General features: G+C 45.2%; 17 protein-coding genes. 3 read left to right on the top strand and 14 right to left on the bottom strand.

Going from position 1 to position 17,987, the window contains the following annotated elements; all coding sequences use genetic code 11:
- Positions 1-164: 164 nt before the first annotated feature.
- The 4 genes from corA to cobB all read right to left on the bottom strand — a co-directional run bounded on the left by corA (position 165) and on the right by cobB (position 3,109).
- A complete protein-coding gene (gene corA, locus L5M51_RS06050) occupies positions 165-1,112 on the bottom strand; it encodes a magnesium/cobalt transporter CorA (RefSeq protein ID WP_028759710.1) in 948 nt (315 codons plus the stop codon).
- A 127-nt stretch (positions 1,113-1,239) separates the two neighbouring features.
- Positions 1,240-1,611 (bottom strand): hypothetical protein, encoded by a 372-nt coding sequence (locus tag L5M51_RS06045; RefSeq protein ID WP_028759709.1) that lies wholly within the window; start codon positions 1,609-1,611, stop codon positions 1,240-1,242.
- 320 nt (positions 1,612-1,931) lie between these two features.
- On the bottom strand, positions 1,932-2,381 hold the full coding sequence (locus L5M51_RS06040) for an ATP-binding protein (RefSeq protein WP_173496823.1): 450 nt from the start codon (positions 2,379-2,381) through the stop codon (positions 1,932-1,934).
- On the bottom strand, positions 2,378-3,109 hold the full coding sequence (gene cobB / locus L5M51_RS06035; RefSeq protein WP_028759707.1) for a Sir2 family NAD+-dependent deacetylase: 732 nt from the start codon (positions 3,107-3,109) through the stop codon (positions 2,378-2,380). Before cobB ends, L5M51_RS06040 begins: the two co-directional genes overlap by 4 nt.
- 257 nt (positions 3,110-3,366) lie before the next feature.
- On the opposite strand from cobB, the gene fur reads away from it, so the two are divergent.
- Positions 3,367-3,798, top strand: a complete 432-nt coding sequence (fur, locus tag L5M51_RS06030; RefSeq protein WP_028759706.1) for a ferric iron uptake transcriptional regulator — start codon at positions 3,367-3,369, stop codon at positions 3,796-3,798.
- A gap of 83 nt (positions 3,799-3,881) precedes the next feature.
- Here fur and L5M51_RS06025 read toward each other — a convergent pair whose 3' ends face one another.
- From L5M51_RS06025 to sdhC, 10 genes are all read right to left on the bottom strand, one after another.
- Positions 3,882-4,379, bottom strand: a complete 498-nt coding sequence (locus L5M51_RS06025; RefSeq protein ID WP_113940522.1) for a GNAT family N-acetyltransferase — start codon at positions 4,377-4,379, stop codon at positions 3,882-3,884.
- A gap of 95 nt (positions 4,380-4,474) precedes the next feature.
- Complete coding sequence (rnk, locus tag L5M51_RS06020; RefSeq protein WP_028759704.1) at positions 4,475-4,882, bottom strand: nucleoside diphosphate kinase regulator; 408 nt, start codon at positions 4,880-4,882, stop codon at positions 4,475-4,477.
- A gap of 400 nt (positions 4,883-5,282) precedes the next feature.
- Positions 5,283-6,155, bottom strand: coding sequence for a succinate--CoA ligase subunit alpha (gene sucD, locus L5M51_RS06015; protein ID WP_028759703.1), 873 nt, complete (start codon positions 6,153-6,155; stop codon positions 5,283-5,285).
- A complete protein-coding gene (sucC, locus tag L5M51_RS06010) occupies positions 6,155-7,321 on the bottom strand; it encodes an ADP-forming succinate--CoA ligase subunit beta (RefSeq protein WP_006081976.1) in 1,167 nt (388 codons plus the stop codon). Before sucC ends, sucD begins: the two co-directional genes overlap by 1 nt.
- A gap of 105 nt (positions 7,322-7,426) precedes the next feature.
- On the bottom strand, positions 7,427-8,617 hold the full coding sequence (odhB, locus tag L5M51_RS06005) for a 2-oxoglutarate dehydrogenase complex dihydrolipoyllysine-residue succinyltransferase (RefSeq protein WP_006081977.1): 1,191 nt from the start codon (positions 8,615-8,617) through the stop codon (positions 7,427-7,429).
- A 31-nt stretch (positions 8,618-8,648) separates the two neighbouring features.
- Positions 8,649-11,480 (bottom strand): 2-oxoglutarate dehydrogenase E1 component, encoded by a 2,832-nt coding sequence (sucA, locus tag L5M51_RS06000; protein WP_263171970.1) that lies wholly within the window; start codon positions 11,478-11,480, stop codon positions 8,649-8,651.
- A gap of 214 nt (positions 11,481-11,694) precedes the next feature.
- Complete coding sequence (locus L5M51_RS05995; RefSeq protein ID WP_028759701.1) at positions 11,695-12,402, bottom strand: succinate dehydrogenase iron-sulfur subunit; 708 nt, start codon at positions 12,400-12,402, stop codon at positions 11,695-11,697.
- Between the two features lie 11 nt (positions 12,403-12,413).
- Complete coding sequence (sdhA, locus tag L5M51_RS05990) at positions 12,414-14,180, bottom strand: succinate dehydrogenase flavoprotein subunit (RefSeq protein ID WP_011847025.1); 1,767 nt, start codon at positions 14,178-14,180, stop codon at positions 12,414-12,416.
- Positions 14,181-14,528 (bottom strand): succinate dehydrogenase, hydrophobic membrane anchor protein, encoded by a 348-nt coding sequence (sdhD, locus tag L5M51_RS05985; RefSeq protein ID WP_028759700.1) that lies wholly within the window; start codon positions 14,526-14,528, stop codon positions 14,181-14,183.
- Positions 14,522-14,917, bottom strand: a complete 396-nt coding sequence (gene sdhC, locus L5M51_RS05980) for a succinate dehydrogenase, cytochrome b556 subunit (protein WP_012089416.1) — start codon at positions 14,915-14,917, stop codon at positions 14,522-14,524. Before sdhC ends, sdhD begins: the two co-directional genes overlap by 7 nt.
- A gap of 414 nt (positions 14,918-15,331) precedes the next feature.
- Here sdhC and L5M51_RS05975 point away from each other — a divergent pair, with 414 nt between their 5' ends.
- Both L5M51_RS05975 and L5M51_RS05970 read left to right on the top strand, forming a co-directional pair.
- Positions 15,332-16,618 carry a citrate synthase gene (locus L5M51_RS05975; protein WP_105252697.1) on the top strand — a complete coding sequence of 429 codons (1,287 nt, stop codon included), beginning with the start codon at positions 15,332-15,334 and terminating at the stop codon, positions 16,616-16,618.
- Positions 16,619-16,916: 298 nt separating this feature from the next.
- Positions 16,917-17,981: an efflux RND transporter periplasmic adaptor subunit gene (locus L5M51_RS05970; protein WP_105252698.1), complete on the top strand. Its 1,065-nt coding sequence runs from the start codon at positions 16,917-16,919 to the stop codon at positions 17,979-17,981.
- Positions 17,982-17,987 lie beyond the last annotated feature (6 nt).

The raw sequence follows: 17,987 nt of genomic DNA, 5'->3' as shown, positions 1-17,987 counted from the left end.
TATGTCTAACGAGCTTCACTCATTTAAGCAAAGTCATCGAGTCTCACTCATTGAATAAAAGTCATTGAATGAACATGATTAAATAAAAGTGATAAAAATAAGGGTCGAATATTGCATTCGACCCTTATTTTTAATTCGAGAAATCAACACAGCTAGCGCCAGACTTATAACCAATGCTTACGTTTAAAGAAGAAGTAAGTACCTGCGGCACTGGCTAACATCATCACAATCGCCATAGGGTAACCGTATTGCCACTCAAGCTCAGGCATGCTGGTAAAGTTCATCCCATAACTACTGGCAATTAAGGTCGGTGGTAGAAACACCACTGCGGCAACCGAGAAGATTTTAATGATTTTGTTCTGCTGCAGACCACTGAACCCCATGGCCGCATCGAGCAGAAAGTTTAACTTATCGAAAATAAACTGACTGTGGGGCATCAGCGACTCGATATCCGACAACATTTCCCGCAAGTCCTTTAAATGTTCATCGGATAACTGGCCACGATAATAACGCTGCATATAACGCAGTGAGCGCTGAGTATCGAGCAAACTTAATCGGATTTTACCATTAGAGTCTTCTTGCAGAGTGATGAGTTTAAATACATCGTCAAGTTCGTCGTTATCAAATACTTGCTCACCGACATTTTCAAGTACAGTGTAAACGTCTTCAATTAAGTCAGATAGATAATCCACTTTCAGATTAAATAACTCGAGAAACAATTCCTGCGGTGTCGATACTTCTAACCGCCCTAAACGCAAATAGTTACGCAGCAAACGGATAAGACCTACGTCTTCTTCACGAATTGTCAGTAAAAAATTGCTACGAAGGTTGAAGGAAACGTTAACGCCGCGCACATCTTGGCCGACACGCTGTGGGAATAACGAATTAATATGCAAGCCGTCACTGTTTTGATAAAAACGTGCTGAGGCCTCAATTTCATTGATATCTTCTTCGTCAGGCACTTCTTCAACAGAAAAATGACTTAACCACTCTCGCTCCTCATCATCGGGTTTATACAGATCTAACCAAATGGTCGACGCGGGAATACTATCCAGTATGCCGAGCTCTGTCACAGTAAGGTGACGATTATCATAGACATAAGCAGTAATCATTTGTCCTCCTGAAAAAAAACTTAAGTTAACGATTCCACTTAAGTGCAGGCTAAAAAATTGTCGCTAGTTTACCGCATAAGTTGGCAATGAAAAGGCGTGCAAGGTAATTTAGTAAAATAAATATGCCTTAATCGGTTTCGATAATTGCCAACCGTTCTTGGGTCGAAAAGCGAATATGGATGCCATCGATAGTGACCATTTTCGAGTCTGAGATATCCCCTTTTCGCACACGATACTCGCCGTTATTGTCGGCATTCGGTGACACAATTCTCACAGTGACAATTCTATGCTGATCGCGCCAATACCAAACACTGTAACTCAGCAGGCTAAATCCAATCACCACAAACACACCCGTCAACAGGTATCGGCGCCACAGCGGTTCACTAAAACGCTTTGAACTGAGATTAACAGCCTGAGGTTCAATCTGACGCTTGCGTTTCACCAGCAAAAACCAAGCGCCAGCAATAACTAAGACTGTTAGTAAAATTTTAATGAGCATGGCTCTTTCCTCTGATAAACGTCCGCTTGTGCTCAATGGTATCGATCAAGCCAGCAGCAATCTTGCATTGGCCCTTCAATGCCACACAAGTTAGCGCATTATACGCAGACTTATATGGATAAACTGTCTTTGGGATCAAGCTTAAAGTGCACAGTCAAATAGATAAGGCGAATGTATGAGCCACACACATGCACATAGACAAAGCAGAACGTTGAAACAGAGTACAACAGACTTATGACAGGGCGAAAACACTGCGGGACCCATGCTTAAAATTGATTGCTACAGATCACAATACTCAACAATTAAGTAAGTACCTGACATTAAAAATCTTCAAATCCCTTCGCCATCCGCTGAATTTGTGCCAAAGGAACGCCATGGCGATTACGTTTCGCGCATTCCTGCTGATGAGCCAGACTGCTTGGTTCACCCACAAGCACAATTCTAACTTGATAACCTAAGGCTTTTGCCGCCGCTTCATAGGCCATGTATTCCCAGTGGCACAGATTGGTATTATCACAAATCACCACAGGCTCGCTTGAAGAAAGTGCCTGAATAAACCCCGTCAAATTACATTGATGAAACTCAGGTAATTTCTTGGCATCGAAACGGTATTCATCTTCATGGTAGAAAAAACTATCAGTCGAAAATACGCCACGTTGCCGCACGCCAATGGCTTTTTCTAAAGGAAGGGACAGAATGTAAGTTTCAACCCAATGTGACTTACCACTGCCCGGTAAGCCACGCATTATAATCGCAACTTTTTCGCTCATGTGTTCGACTCACTGCCAATCACTCGACCCGCTAAAATGGTATCAACCAACTGAGGCACTAACTCCCCCGCTTTTCCTGTGAGGTGATATTGAAACTGACTGTGTCTATCGGGTGCCATCATATTCACTTCGACTGTTTGAGCCCCATGATGGTTAGCTGTATCCACAAAGCCCGCGGCAGGATACACAGTGCCAGAGGTGCCAATGGCAATAAACAAGTCGCAGTTATCGAGCGCATCGTGAATTCGATCCATCCCTAAGGGCATTTCACCAAACCACACCACATGGGGGCGTAATCGCTGAGCCGGAATACAACAAGTACAGCAATTATCGGCACCAAAGGGCTCACGTAAAATAAAGGTCTGACGTGAGCGCGGACAACGGCCTTTGGATAATTCACCGTGCATATGCAATAAGCGGCGCGAGCCCGCACGCTCATGCAGATCATCAATATTTTGTGTGATGATAAGTAATTGACCTTTAAAGTCCGCTTCCAACTTTGCCAAGGCCACATGCGCTGCATTGGGTTCAACCGTGCCACTGTGCAGTTGCAACCAACGACTATTGTAAAATCGCTCTACCAATTCAGCATCACGCTCATAACCTTCTGGTGTCGCAACGTCTTCAATATGATGCTCTTCCCACAGACCATCTTGATCGCGAAAGGTGCGTAAACCCGACTCAGCAGAGATCCCTGCGCCGGTTAACACCACAATTTGCTGGTACATGCCGATTCCTTATTATTTTATTTATTTGAATTATTCTCACTGACTTTGGCAGCCGTGAATATTATTCCTTGGTATAACCATACAAAAACTATGCTTGAATTGCCGCAAAATATTGTGATTTAACGCCTATTGACACAATTTATCTGCATATCGCCCTAGAAAGCCAGAACAAAGGTTTAAGTTTTCAACCTGAGCACCTATAATGGCAAACACTATCCACGGATGAACCTATTGGTTCTGCAATCAAGAGATTAGCAATGACAGATGGAAATCAAGCGCTAAAAAAAGCGGGTTTGAAAATTACCCTGCCACGAGTCAAGATCCTAGAACTGATGCAAGGACCTGAAAACCAACATATCAGTGCAGAAGATTTGTACAAGAAGCTGCTCGATATCGGTGAAGAAATTGGTCTAGCCACCGTCTACCGTGTGTTAAACCAATTTGATGATGCAGGTATTGTCAGTCGCCATCATTTTGAGAGCGGTAAAGCCGTTTTCGAACTATCGACTCAGCATCATCATGATCACTTAGTTTGCCTATCGTGTGGCAAAGTGATTGAGTTTTCAGATGAAGTCATCGAACGTCGTCAAGATGAAATTGCCATGAAACACAATATTAAGCTGACTAATCACAGCTTATATTTGTACGGCACTTGCACCAACGATACCTGTGAGCATAACGACGCCTAAGTCGGCCATTGTGTTTATAAAGCATTAAGCAAAAAACCAGCCTAAGGCTGGTTTTTTATTGGATGATGTTTACGGGTAAACCGCTATAACACCTTGGCGTAGATATTCACTTGATGGCCCATAAACTCATTTTGCTCACGCCAATGCATGCCCACACGCTTAGCCACACCTTCAGAACCGAGATTCCCTGCTAAGATAAGTGCAATCGTCTGATCAATACCAAAACGTTTAAATTCGGCTAATGCAGCAAATGCGGCCTCAGTACCAATTCCTGTTCCCCAATACTCAGGGAAATAACGATAACCCAGTTCGACTTCGCTGAATTCTGGAATAAATTTCGGACCACAAAAACCAATCACCCGCTTATCGGCTTTATGCTCTACCGCCCAACGACCAAAACCATGTTGCTGATAATCGACTTGGATCACCTTGTGAAACAACTCAACCGCCTGCTCGCGAGCTGTAAATGCCGCGGTGGGAATGTACTTCAGCATCGCGGGATTACTGTTCATCAAATAAAGCGCTTCACAATCTTGCTCAGTAAATGGTCGAATAATTAACCGTTCAGTTTGGGTTATCATCTTTGCTCCTTCAAAAATGGCACTTAAAAATCAACCAATGGTTCGCTTAAAGTGCACTGGCGTAACGTCAACGACACTACGCCAATACCTCAAACTTAACGGTGGAAATCACCACTGCGTTCAGGCTGATACAGGATTTCTTCAATACGCACTTTTACCATAGAACCACCCGGACCTGGCCATTCAATTTCATCACCTTGAGAGAGCCCTAATAATGCGCTGCCCACTGGCGCCAAAATAGAAATCGTGCCCGCGCCGTTCACGTCTTTTGGATACACTAAACGTAAACAGAAAGTCTCATTACTAGATGAAACGCTAAACTTCACTTCTGAATTCATGGTCACCACATTCGCGGGCACCTGTGATGCAGGCACAATATCGGCTCTGTCTAATTCAGCCTCCAATGCCGCTTTGCCCGGAAACGCATTTGCCGGCAGTGACTCCAATAATCGCTCTAGTCTTTCTAAGTCAATTTCCGAAATAATGATTTTAGGTGTTTTCACAGTTTTTCCCTCGTAAAAAAATGTGATGTTTAAGCCGTTACTGTGGCTAACATCGACTCTGTTGCTTACCCTCCCCCAATGCGATAAGCCCCATAAAACAAATACGCTCGCAACGATAGACTGCAACCGTGTTAAATAAATTTGAGTTCAAGATTTTTTGCAGAACAGCACTGAAGCCATAAGCACTTAGCTCATGGTTAATGGCTCTACTCACATTATCCTCGCCAATGACACAGACGAGCGCGTAGTAGAGAAGCATCAATCTAACCCGTAGAAGAAAAAATATCTAGTCTTCATGGTGTTAGCTCAATCCCATTCCTGTCATTTACAGCGATTCGCTGCCGAAATTACAGCCAATAAAAAAGGCGCCTTAGGCGCCTTTTATATTCGAAAGGTTAGCTTACCAACCTGTACGAATACGCAGCGCTTTGCCGATATCAGCAAGCGAGCGGACAGTTGTTACGCCCGCTGCTTCTAATGCAGCAAATTTGTCTTCTGCAGTACCTTTACCGCCAGCGATAATCGCGCCAGCATGGCCCATACGCTTACCAGCAGGTGCAGTGACACCCGCAATATAAGACACAACAGGTTTAGTCACGTGTGCTTTAATGAAAGCCGCCGCATCTTCCTCAGCGTTACCACCGATTTCACCGATCATAACGATCGCTTCTGTCTGTGGATCGTTTTGGAACATTTCCAGTACATCAATGAAGCTAGTACCTGGAATTGGGTCACCACCAATACCTACGCAAGTAGATTGGCCAAAACCTTCATCCGTTGTTTGCTTAACCGCTTCATAAGTCAGAGTACCTGAACGAGAAACGATACCCACTTTGCCTTTTAAGTGGATGTGACCTGGCATGATGCCGATCTTACATTCACCTGGGGTGATAACACCTGGGCAGTTAGGGCCGATCATGCGAACGCCAGTTTCTTCAAGCTTCACTTTAACTTGCAGCATGTCCAGTGTAGGAATGCCTTCAGTGATACAAACGATAAGCTCGATGCCACCGTCGATAGCTTCAAGAATGGCATCCTTACAGAAAGGAGCCGGTACATAGATCACAGAAGCAGTTGCGCCAGTCGCAGCCACAGCGTCTTTCACAGTGTTGAACACTGGAAGACCTAAGTGAGTTTGACCACCTTTACCAGGAGACACGCCGCCCACCATTTGCGTACCATAATCGATAGCTTGTTGTGAGTGGAATGTACCTTGACCGCCAGTGAAACCTTGGCAAATTACCTTGGTATCTTTATTGATTAAGACAGACATTATTTGCCCTCCGCAGCTTTAACTACTTGCTCAGCCGCGTCAGTTAGACTGGTAGCTGCAATGATATCTAGACCTGATTTAGCTAATACTTCACGGCCAAGTTCAGCGTTAGTACCTTCTAAACGAACCACAACAGGTACTTTAACGCCCACTTCTTTAACAGCGCCGATAATACCTTCTGCGATCATGTCACAACGTACGATACCGCCGAAAATGTTAACCAGAACCGCTTTCACATTGCTGTCAGACAGAATGATTTTGAATGCTTCAGCTACACGTTCTTTCGTCGCGCCGCCGCCTACGTCTAAGAAGTTCGCTGGCTTGCCACCGTGCAAGTTAACGATATCCATAGTACCCATCGCAAGACCAGCACCGTTCACCATACAGCCAACGTTACCGTCTAATGCAACGTAGTTCAGCTCGAACTTAGCAGCGTGAGCTTCGCGGGCATCATCCTGTGATGGATCGTGCATGCCTTTGATTTTTGGTTGACGATAAAGTGCGTTACCGTCGATACCGATTTTACCGTCTAGGCAGTGTAGGTTGCCTTCAGTGGTAATAACCAGTGGGTTGATTTCAAGCAATGCGAAATCATGATCAACGAACATAGTCGCCAGACCCATGAAAATCTTAGTGAACTGCTTCATTTGAGTTGGGTTTAAACCTAACTTGAAGCCAAGATCACGTGCTTGATAACCTTGTGGGCCAGTCAAAGGATCGATGATTGCAGTGTGGATGAGTTCTGGCGTTTCTTCTGCCACTTTCTCAATTTCAACACCACCTTCAGTCGACGCCATGAACACAACACGACGAGTCGCGCGGTCAACAACGGCACCTAAGTACAGTTCGTTAGCGATGTCGGTACAGCTTTCTACTAAAATTTTAGCAACTGGCTGGCCTTTCTCATCAGTTTGATAAGTCACCAGATTTTTGCCTAACCAGTGTTCGGCAAAGGCTCTGATTTCTTCTTTATCGCCAGTGACTTTAACGCCACCTGCTTTACCGCGGCCGCCTGCGTGTACTTGACACTTAACAACCCATAAATTTCCGCCAATATGGCCTGCCGCTTCTACAGCTTCTTGGGCTGTATCACATGCAAAACCTTCTGACACTGGTAAACCATATTCGGCAAATAAGGATTTTGCCTGATACTCATGCAAATTCATGATGATCTATCCGTATACTTCTAATCAAATCCAACTGGCCCGTTTGGGCCAGTCACGAGGGTATGTCTGGCTATTTCTTTAAACGCAATCTCTTATCGAGTTGTGTTACAGATCAAGCAGCAGACGAGTTGGGTCTTCTAGGAAGTCTTTAATCGCAACCAAGAAACCAACAGACTCACGGCCATCAACAATACGATGGTCATATGAGAGTGCTAGGTACATCATGGGCAGGATTTCAACCTGACCATTGACTGCCATTGGGCGATCTTTAATGGCATGCATGCCTAAAATCGCACTTTGTGGCAGGTTAAGGATCGGTGTAGACATCAGTGAACCGAAAACACCACCGTTAGTCACAGTGAAGTTACCGCCAGTCATGTCAGCCACAGTCAGCTTACCGTCACGGCCTTTAAGGGCTAAGTCACGAACGGCTTTTTCGATTTCAGCTAAGTTCATGGTATCTGTGTCACGTAACACTGGTGTTACCAGACCACGTGGTGTTGATACTGCGATGCTGATGTCGAAGTAGTTGTGATAGACGATATCATCGCCATCAATAGACGCGTTGACTTCTGGGAAACGTTTCAGCGCTTCAGTCACGGCTTTGATATAGAAAGACATAAAGCCTAAACGGATACCGTGGCGCTTTTCAAAGATATCTTGGTATTGCTTACGGATATCCATGATGGGCTTCATGTTCACTTCGTTAAACGTCGTGAGCATAGCGGTAGAGTTTTTAGCTTCTAACAAGCGGTTTGCGATTGTCTTACGCAGACGTGTCATTGGCACGCGCTTCTCGCTACGGCCAGCCGCTAACGGAGCTACAGCAGGTGCTGCTGGCGCCGCAGCTTTAGGGGCAGACTTAACGAAGGCTTCTACGTCTTCTTTCGTAATACGACCACCCACACCAGTGCCTTTTACTTTGCTGGCATCAACATTGTGCTCAGCCAGTAAACGGCGTACAGATGGGCTTAACGCATCACTGCTTTCATCGCTGGTTTCAGCTGCTGGTGTTGCCGCTTCAGCTTGCGCTTTGGTGACTTCTTTGCCAGATACAGCACCGGCGATGAATTTAGCGATCACTTGTTCACCCAGAACAGTGGCGCCTTCTTCAAACAAAAACTCGCCAATGTGGCCATCTTCTGGCGCAACCACTTCAAGAACCACTTTATCGGTTTCAATATCAACCAGGTTTTGATCACGAGAAACTTGCTCGCCCACTTTCACATGCCAAGTGGCAATCGTGGCATCGGCAACAGATTCTGGTAGTACGGGTACCTTGATTTCGATACTCATGAAAAACTATCCTTTTATAAAATGTCTATTACTACAGTGTGATTGTAAGTTTCAGGGCACTGTTCACTAAAGATTCTTGCTGATGTGTGTGCAACTCAGGGTAACCACACGCTGGTGCAGCTGACGCTTCACGACCAGCATAAGTTAACTGTGCACCTGCAGGAACCGCGGCCCAGAAATGGTGTTGACTAGAGTACCAAGCACCTTGGTTCTGTGGCTCTTCCTGACACCAAACAAAATCTTTCACATGTTGGTAATCAGCCAAAGCAACGATCATTTCATCATGTGGGAACGGATATAACTGTTCGACACGGATTAACGCTACGTTAGTGATATTTTCTTTACGACGTTTTTCCAGCAGTTCGAAGTAAACCTTACCACTGCAGAAGACAACTCGGTCAACCTTGCTTGCTTCCAACGTATCGATTTCACCGATCACATTTTGGAAACTGCCATTGGCTAATTCTTCCAAGCTTGAAACCGCTAATGGATGACGTAGTAATGACTTAGGCGACATAACGATAAGTGGTCGACGCATAGGACGCACCACTTGGCGGCGCAACATATGGTAGACCTGTGCAGGTGTTGAAGGCACACACACTTGCATATTGTGGTTAGCACACATCTGCAAGAAACGCTCTAAACGGGCGCTTGAATGCTCAGGGCCTTGACCTTCATAGCCATGGGGTAACAACATAGTCAGACCACATAAACGGCCCCACTTCTGCTCACCCGATGACAAGAACTGATCGATTACCACTTGGGCACAGTTAGCAAAGTCACCAAACTGCGCTTCCCAAATAGTCAATCCACCGGGTTCTGCTGTGGCATAACCATACTCAAACGCCAGTACTGAGGCTTCAGATAATACTGAGTCAGTAATATCAATTGGGCCTTGTTCATCAGCAATATTGCGCAGTGGCATGTAAGTCGTGCCATCGTTTTGATTGTGCAATACAGCATGACGATGGAAGAAAGTACCGCGGCCAGAATCCTGACCCGTAATACGTACACGCTTGTTGTCTTCCAGAATCGAGGCATAAGCCAGCGTTTCTGCAAAACCCCAATCGAGTGGCTTCTCGCCTTTTGCCATCGCTAAACGGTCGCTATAAATCTTAGCAACCCGTGATTGCAATGGATGACTTTCAGGTACATAGCTCAGTTTGTCAGCCAGACTTTGTAAACGCTCAGCCGACATAGAGGCTTGATACGCTTCGTCCCACTCACGACCGATATACGGTGTCCAATCAACAGAATGCAGCGTCATTGGGCGCCATTCTTTAACTACACAATCACCTTGATCTAATGCATCACGGTAATTATTGATAAGACCAGTCACATCATCAGCAGCAATCACGTTTTCAGCGATTAACTTGTCTGCATAAATCTTACGTGGCGTTGGGTGTTTCTTGATCTTGGCATACATCAGCGGCTGAGTTGCACTTGGCTCATCGGCTTCGTTATGGCCATGACGGCGATAACACACTAATTCAACCACCACATCACGTTTGAACTCGTTACGATAATCAACGGCTAACTGCGACACAAAAGCAACGGCTTCGGGATCATCAGAGTTAACGTGGAAAATCGGAGCCTGAACCATCTTAGCGATGTCAGTACAGTATTCAGTCGAACGAGTGTCCGCATGGTTAGACGTCGTGAAACCCACTTGGTTGTTCACTACGATGCGAATACTGCCGCCGACTTTAAAGCCACGGGTTTGAGACATGTTGAATGTCTCTTGTACTATCCCTTGACCTGCAATTGCAGAGTCACCGTGAATAGTAATAGGCATGACTTGTAAGCCATCCTTACAACCGCGACGGTCTTGACGGGCACGTACAGAGCCAATCACCACAGGGTTAACGATTTCAAGGTGCGATGGGTTAAAGGCCAGTGCTAAATGCACATTGCCGCCCGGCGTTTCAAAATCAGAGGAGAAACCTTGGTGGTACTTAACGTCACCAGAACCGTGGGTATCAGCATGCTTACCCGCGAACTCGTCAAACAGTTCAGCTGGACGCTTACCTAATACGTTCACTAATACGTTCAGACGACCACGGTGAGCCATACCGACGACGATTTCTTTAGTACCGGCTTCACCTGCACGATAAATAATTTCGCGCATCATAGGCACTAACGCATCACCGCCTTCTAACGAGAAACGTTTCGCACCAGGGAATTTAGCACCTAAGTATTTTTCAATACCTTCTGCGGCGTTAAGGCCTTCAAGAATGCGTGTCTTAACACTTTTATCGTAGTTAGCTTTACCTAAGGAAGGTTCGAGACGTTGTTGGATCCAGCGTTTCTCATCGGTATCGGTAATGTGCATATATTCAGCACCGATAGAACCACAGTAGGTGGCTTTCAGCGCTTTTACCAAATCCGCGAGCTTCATGGTTTCGCCACCATGAGCAAAAGAACCTGTATTAAACTCACGTTCCATGTCTTCTTTAGTCAAGCCGTGGAAGGCAGGATCTAAATCAGCTACAGGTTCACGTTTCCACAGTTCGAGGGGATCAAGATTAGCACCTTGGTGACCACGGAAACGATGGGCGTTAATTAATTGCAGGACTTTAACTTGCTTAGCATCCATTTCAGGATCCGTCACACGAGCTGAGCTCTTATGGCGACCTTCTAACGCTAAACTGCGAAAATAATCACGTACTTTTGAGTGAGCAGCTTCAGGCGCATCAACAGAGGCACCGTTCACAGGAGGGAGATTATCAAATACCGCACGCCAATCATCAGCGACTGACTGTGGGTCTTCTTGATAGGCTTCATACATCTCTTCTACGTAGGTCGAATTTGCACCACTTAAGTGAGATGATTCGAGCCAGGCTTTCATGATGCCTTGGTGCATTTCTATTCCTTTCAAACTTTATACACGTGCTTAGCCATAGTATTAAATATGCAGTCTGTAGAGATTACCTTCGACGCATAATTTCTGCCGCCCCTAGATGTCCAGATATACGGCGCGTTGTCTTCCATTACATACGCAAAAGAGTCACCTTCTGCTACCAGAAAGTGACTCTTCAAGAGCTATATTATTATTGGTTTCAGCTCGGGTTCTCGCATTACACTGCTCGCTTCAACAGCATGGACTTAATATGACCAATTGCTTTAGTCGGATTAAGACCTTTTGGACAAACGTCAACGCAGTTCATGATGCCATGGCAACGGAACACGCTATAGGCGTCGTCCAGCTCAGATAAACGTTCTTCTGTAGCTGTATCGCGACTGTCGATCAAGAAACGATATGCATGAAGCAGACCGCTTGGACCGATAAACTTATCAGGATTCCACCAGAATGATGGGCAAGCCGTAGAACAACAGGCACACATGATACATTCGTACAAACCATCTAAATGAGCACGCTCTTCAGGGGATTGTAAGTGTTCACGAGCAGGTTGTTTCTCATCATTGATGAGGTAAGGCTTAATCTTCTCATACTGCTTATAGAACTGAGTTAAATCAACAACTAAGTCACGAACAACTGGCATACCTGGTAATGGACGTATTTCTAATTTCTTACCTTTAAAGGTTGAAATTGGGGTAATACACGCCAGACCATTCTTACCATTCATGTTCACGCCGTCTGAACCACACACGCCTTCACGGCATGAGCGACGGAATGACAAAGTCGGATCTTGCTCTTTCAACTTGATCAGTGCATCGAGCACCATCATGTCAGAGCCTTCAGCCACTTCTAAGCTGTAATCCTGCATATACGGTTTAGTATCTACGTCAGGATTGTAGCGATAAACTGCAAATGTCAATTTCATCTTTGCAACTCCTAGTAGGTACGTTTCTTCGGCGGGAATGCTTCACGTAACTTAGGTGCCATGTTCACTGCACGACGATCCATCGTTTCAGTGATTGGGTCAAATAAGCTGTGGCATAACCAGTTCTCATCATCACGCTCTAAATAATCTTCACGTGAGTGAGCACCGCGACTTTCGGTACGGAAGTTAGCCGCATAAGCCGTGGCGATTGCCGTTGCCATCAAGTTATCTAACTCTAAACATTCAATACGTTGAGTATTGAATTCACGAGAGTTATCAGACAATTTAGCATTTGCAAGACGTTCACGAATCACTTTCAACTGCTCTAACCCTTCAGCCATAGCATCGCCACGGCGGAATACAGAGAAGTTTAATTGCATACACAGTTGCAGATCCTTACGGATTTGCGCTGGGTCTTCGCCATCTTTGTTGCTTTCCCAACGATTCAGACGCGCCAGAGAGGCTTGAATATCCGCATCGCTAGCGTCTTTTGGATCGTCAGTCTCATCCAAAGCTTTACCTAAATGCTGACCCGCTGCGCGGCCAAAAACCACTAAGTCAAGCAGTGAGTTACCACCTAAACGGTTTGCACCATGTACAGATACACAGGCAATCTCACCCACAGCGAACAGACCAATAACATCTTGTTCAGTGCCGTCTTCATTCTTACGAATAACTTGACCACTGACCTTAGTTGGTAGACCGCCCATCATATAGTGACACGTTGGTAGTACTGGAATTGGACCATCGGCTGGATCGATATGGGCAAAAGTACGAGACAATTCACACACGCCTGGTAAACGTGCTTCTAATGTTTCTTTACCTAAGTGATCAAGCTTCAGTAAACAGTGTGGGCCTAATGGACCGTCTAAACCACGACCTTCGCGGATTTCAGTCATCATTGAACGTGCTACCACGTCACGTGATGCCAAATCTTTCGCGTTAGGGGCATAACGCTCCATGAAACGCTCGCCGTCTTTGTTCAGCAGATAACCGCCTTCACCACGACAACCTTCAGTCACAAGTACACCCGCGCCGGCGATGCCAGTTGGGTGGAATTGCCACATTTCCATGTCTTGCATTTGCACGCCAGCACGCATTGCCATACCTACGCCGTCACCGGTGTTGATATGCGCGTTAGTCGTCGAAGCGTAAATACGCCCTGCACCACCCGTCGCAAGAATCGTTGCTTTAGCTTTGAAATAAACGATATCGCCCGTTTCAATTTCAATCGCAGTACAACCCACAACGGCGCCATCATCGTTTTTAACGAGATCTAATGCATACCATTCTGAGAAGACTTGCGTCTTATGCTTAACGTTTTGTTGATATAAACAGTGAAGCAAAGCATGACCAGTACGGTCGGCAGCTGCCGCAGTACGCGCAGCCTGCTCGCCACCAAAGTTCTTAGATTGACCACCAAATGGACGTTGGTAAATCGTACCATTTTCGAAACGAGAGAAAGGCAAACCCATTTGCTCAAGTTCAATCACGGCTTCAGGACCGGTTTTACACATGAACTCGATCGCTTCTTGGTCACCGATAAAATCGGAACCTTTCACGGTATCGTACATGTGTTGTTCCCAATGATCTTCATGGGCGTTACCTAACGCAACAGTGATACCACCCTGCGCAGATACGGTATGAGAACGGGTTGGGAATACTTTTGATAAAAGCGCGCAACTTTTACCTTCTTTGGAAATCTGCAGCGCTGCACGCATACCAGCGCCACCGGCACCGATCACTACAGCATCAAATTCGCGTACTGGAATACTCACTTAGACACCCCACACAATAACAATGCCGGCCGCTAAATAACAAAATACGGTAACGACAAAGGTGAACTGTAAAACACCACGTAACGACGTGCACTTAACGTAATCTGTCAGCACTTGCCATACACCAATCCAAGCATGTACTAATAAGGCTACCAGCGTCAGAAGTGTAAACACTTTCATTGGCAGAGCACTAAATAGGCCATGCCAGACGTCGTAGGTGAGAGGGGAACTACATGCAATAAAGCCAACCAAGAAAATGGTGTAACAGGCGAGGATCACTGCACTAGCGCGTAGTAGAATATAGTCATGAACACCACTGCGTCCAAAACTTGCTGCATTGGTTACCATACCCAGATCCCCGCTATGATTGAAAAGGCTACCGTTAAGGCAAATACAGCTTTCGCTGATGCGGCACCCGATGACAATTCTTCCCAACGACCGGTATCCATTACTAAGTGGCGCAGGCCACCAAACAAGTGATACGCCAGTGCAGTCATAATGCCCCACAGGATAAACTTCATCACGAAGTTATCGAATAGAGACTGTACGCCAGCGAAACTTTCAGCTGATGCTAAAGATGAATTTAGCAACCAAATGAGAATGCCAACTGCGAACAGCATGATGACACCGGAAACACGGTGAAGAATTGACACAATCGCTGTTGCAGGAAAGCGAATGGTCTGCAGATCTAAATGGACAGGTCTTTGCTTTTTCACGTTCTGCTCACTCAGCTCCATTGAGCATTTTTTTTGTTATGTGAACCGCTTTTGTACAAACTTTAAACAGGAGGTTGATCACTGCAAAAGTAAACACAAAAGCAAAGTTTAAACAAACAGTTAACTATCTGAGCACGCACTCATTTAACATGTAAACAAAGGGTGCTTTATAATCGTTGTTTGCGGCCCTTATTGGGCGAGGCAAGTATACTCGCGGCAAATGTCAAATACAAACATCACAGAATGCAAATTATGTTTTTTTGACTATTTTTTACTGTAAGTGCCAGTTACAAATAGAAAAGTAAAGGCTTTTATACCATGGTCTAACAAATTTAAACGCTTATTTAAATTGAAATGTGATCTAGAATGGCTGTAAAGTAATGGCGGTTTGACATGCCGCACTCACAGATAAGAACTAAGTAAGGAGAACGGGGTATGGCTGATTTAAAAGCCAAATTAGAATTACCAGGGAACGACTCGATAGAATTGCCAGTAAAGCAGGGAACCGCTGGTTTTGACGTAATCGATATCAGTAAACTTGGCAGCAAAGGTTACTTTACTTTTGATCCAGGTTTTCTTGCGACTGCCTCCTGTGAATCTGCAATTACCTATATTGATGGTGATCTGGGTATATTGTTACACCGTGGCTATCCAATCGATCAACTTGCCGTTGACTCCGATTACCTAGACCTGTGTTATTTGCTGCTTTACGGTGAACTACCGACCAAAGCGCAATATACTGAGTTTGTACATACAGTTAAAACCCACACTATGGTTCACGAGCAGCTAGCCTTCTTCTTTAGAGGTTTCCGTCGTGATGCTCATCCTATGGCCATGTTATGTGGTGTGACGGGTGCATTATCTGCATTTTACCAAGACTCTCTGGATGTTAACGATCCACGTCACCGCGAAATCGCCGCTTATCGCTTAGTCTCAAAAATGCCTACGATAGCAGCCATGTGCTACAAGTATTCTTCAGGCCAGCCATTCGTGTACCCACGTAATGACTTAAGCTATGCAGGCAACTTCTTAAGCATGATGTTTGCTGTACCGTGCGAAGAATACGTCGTGAACCCTATTGTTGAACGTGCAATGGACAGGATCTTCATTTTACATGCAGATCATGAGCAAAATGCATCGACTTCAACAGTACGTTTAGCCGGTTCTTCAGGTGCAAACCCATTTGCGTGTATCGCAGCGGGTATCGCATCTCTTTGGGGCCCTGCACACGGCGGCGCTAACGAAGCCTGTTTGCAAATGTTAGAAGAAATCGGTTCAGTAGACCGTATTCCTGAATTCATTGAACGCGCTAAAGATAAAAATGATCCTTTCCGTCTGATGGGCTTTGGACACCGTGTTTACAAAAACTTTGACCCACGAGCCAAAGTGATGCGTGAAACTTGTCATGAAGTGCTGAAAGAACTGAAAGTACAAGATCCACTCTTGGATGTGGCAATGGAGCTTGAGCGCATTGCACTTGAAGACGAATACTTCATTTCTAAAAAGCTGTATCCAAACGTCGACTTCTACTCTGGCATCATTATGAAAGCCATTGGTATTCCAACCAGTATGTTCACTGTGCTGTTCGCACTGGCACGTACTGTAGGCTGGATTGCTCACTGGAAAGAAATGTTAGATCAACCAGGCCACAAAATCAGCCGTCCACGTCAGTTATATACTGGTGAAACTGCGCGTGATTTCGTCGCACAAGACAAACGCTAAGTCCCACGACTTACGCATTAAAAAGCGCCTAAGGGCGCTTTTTTCATTTCAAATAATCCTCTTTTAGACTTCCTTCTCCTGACAAAATACATTGTTGCAATTGCGCACTTGTGTAATCTTAATTAACCGCGTTTAGTTATTCTCATCACTTTTTAAACCTTTTGGCTACATTTGGTAAGAATCACAAATCACACTTAGCCAAAAATACGACTAATAGACTGAAATTAAACAAATTTAAACATTGGCATGGTTTCTGCTATCAACTGGCATCACAATAAAGACAACAGGTAACATTCTTATGGAAAAGTCAAAAATTGCTCAATTCACCCTGCCACTGCTAATGATTTCGATGCTAGCAGCCTGTGGTGAGGAAGAAGTGGTCAAAAAAGAAGAAAAATATGCCATTCCCGTCGAAACCACTACAGTGATGCAAGGAAACGTTTCATCTTTTTACAGTACAACTGCCACCTTAGAAGCGCCACAGGAAGCCAATGTAGTGAGTCGTATATCAGGGCTCATTGAATCTCTCGCTGTTGAAGAAGGTGACCGCGTTCAAAAGGGACAAGTGCTGGCTGTTATTGATGCCAAGAGGCAGCAATATGATTTAGACCGCTCAGAAGCCGAAGTCAAAATCATCGAGCAAGAATTAAATCGTCTGAAGAAAATGAGCAACAGAGAATTTATCAGCGCGGATTCAATGGCCAAACTTGAATATAACTTGCAAGCCGCTATCGCTAAAAAAGATCTCGCTGAACTGCAAGTAAAAGAAAGCCGCGTACTGTCCCCTATCAGCGGTGTAGTTGCTAAACGCTATGTGAAAGCTGGCAATATGGCGAAGGAATTTGGCGACTTGTTTTATATAGTCAACCAAGATGAACTTCACGGTATAGTTCATTTGCCAGAGCAACAGCTTGCGAGCTTAAAACTCGGCCAAGAAGCACAAGTGTTTAGTAATCAACATAGCAAGAATGCTATCCACGCCAAAGTGTTGCGCATAAGCCCGATTGTGGACCCACAAAGTGGCACCTTTAAGGTGACACTTGCTGTGCCGAATCAAGAGGCGCGCCTTAAAGCTGGCATGTTTACCCGAGTTGAGCTCAAATACGACACCCACGAGAACGTGATTACCGTTCCCTACAGCGCCTTGATTAACCAAGACAACAAACAAGCGCTTTATGTTATTGATGGTACCAATGCGAACCGTCGTGAAGTCGAAATTGGCTACCGTGAAGGTGATTCGGTAGAAGTGATTACAGGTATTAATCCCGGTGAACAAGTCGTGACCCGTGGCCAGCAAAACTTGAAAGACCAATCCTTAGTCGAAGTGATCACCCCACTCGATCTTGCTTCCGCTAAGAACTGATAGGAG

Origin of the sequence: Shewanella sp. SM73 (assembly GCF_025653795.1) — a bacterium.
In the GTDB taxonomy this organism is placed as follows: Bacteria; Pseudomonadota; Gammaproteobacteria; order Enterobacterales; family Shewanellaceae; genus Shewanella; species Shewanella oncorhynchi.
This window is presented reverse-complemented; position numbering and strand designations above follow the sequence as displayed.

What these genes read in the sequence shown, in the direction of transcription:
- corA (WP_028759710.1), bottom strand. Translation starts at nt 1,112, where the DNA reads ATGATTACTGCTTATGTCTATGATAATCGTCACCTTACTGTGACAGAG.
- L5M51_RS06045 (WP_028759709.1), bottom strand. Translation starts at nt 1,611, where the DNA reads ATGCTCATTAAAATTTTACTAACAGTCTTAGTTATTGCTGGCGCTTGG.
- L5M51_RS06040 (WP_173496823.1), bottom strand. Translation starts at nt 2,381, where the DNA reads ATGAGCGAAAAAGTTGCGATTATAATGCGTGGCTTACCGGGCAGTGGT.
- cobB (WP_028759707.1), bottom strand. Translation starts at nt 3,109, where the DNA reads ATGTACCAGCAAATTGTGGTGTTAACCGGCGCAGGGATCTCTGCTGAG.
- fur (WP_028759706.1), top strand. Translation starts at nt 3,367, where the DNA reads ATGACAGATGGAAATCAAGCGCTAAAAAAAGCGGGTTTGAAAATTACC.
- L5M51_RS06025 (WP_113940522.1), bottom strand. Translation starts at nt 4,379, where the DNA reads ATGATAACCCAAACTGAACGGTTAATTATTCGACCATTTACTGAGCAA.
- sucD (WP_028759703.1), bottom strand. Translation starts at nt 6,155, where the DNA reads ATGTCTGTCTTAATCAATAAAGATACCAAGGTAATTTGCCAAGGTTTC.
- sucC (WP_006081976.1), bottom strand. Translation starts at nt 7,321, where the DNA reads ATGAATTTGCATGAGTATCAGGCAAAATCCTTATTTGCCGAATATGGT.
- odhB (WP_006081977.1), bottom strand. Translation starts at nt 8,617, where the DNA reads ATGAGTATCGAAATCAAGGTACCCGTACTACCAGAATCTGTTGCCGAT.
- sucA (WP_263171970.1), bottom strand. Translation starts at nt 11,480, where the DNA reads ATGCACCAAGGCATCATGAAAGCCTGGCTCGAATCATCTCACTTAAGT.
- L5M51_RS05995 (WP_028759701.1), bottom strand. Translation starts at nt 12,402, where the DNA reads ATGAAATTGACATTTGCAGTTTATCGCTACAATCCTGACGTAGATACT.
- sdhD (WP_028759700.1), bottom strand. Translation starts at nt 14,528, where the DNA reads ATGGTAACCAATGCAGCAAGTTTTGGACGCAGTGGTGTTCATGACTAT.
- sdhC (WP_012089416.1), bottom strand. Translation starts at nt 14,917, where the DNA reads ATGGAGCTGAGTGAGCAGAACGTGAAAAAGCAAAGACCTGTCCATTTA.
- L5M51_RS05975 (WP_105252697.1), top strand. Translation starts at nt 15,332, where the DNA reads ATGGCTGATTTAAAAGCCAAATTAGAATTACCAGGGAACGACTCGATA.
- L5M51_RS05970 (WP_105252698.1), top strand. Translation starts at nt 16,917, where the DNA reads ATGGAAAAGTCAAAAATTGCTCAATTCACCCTGCCACTGCTAATGATT.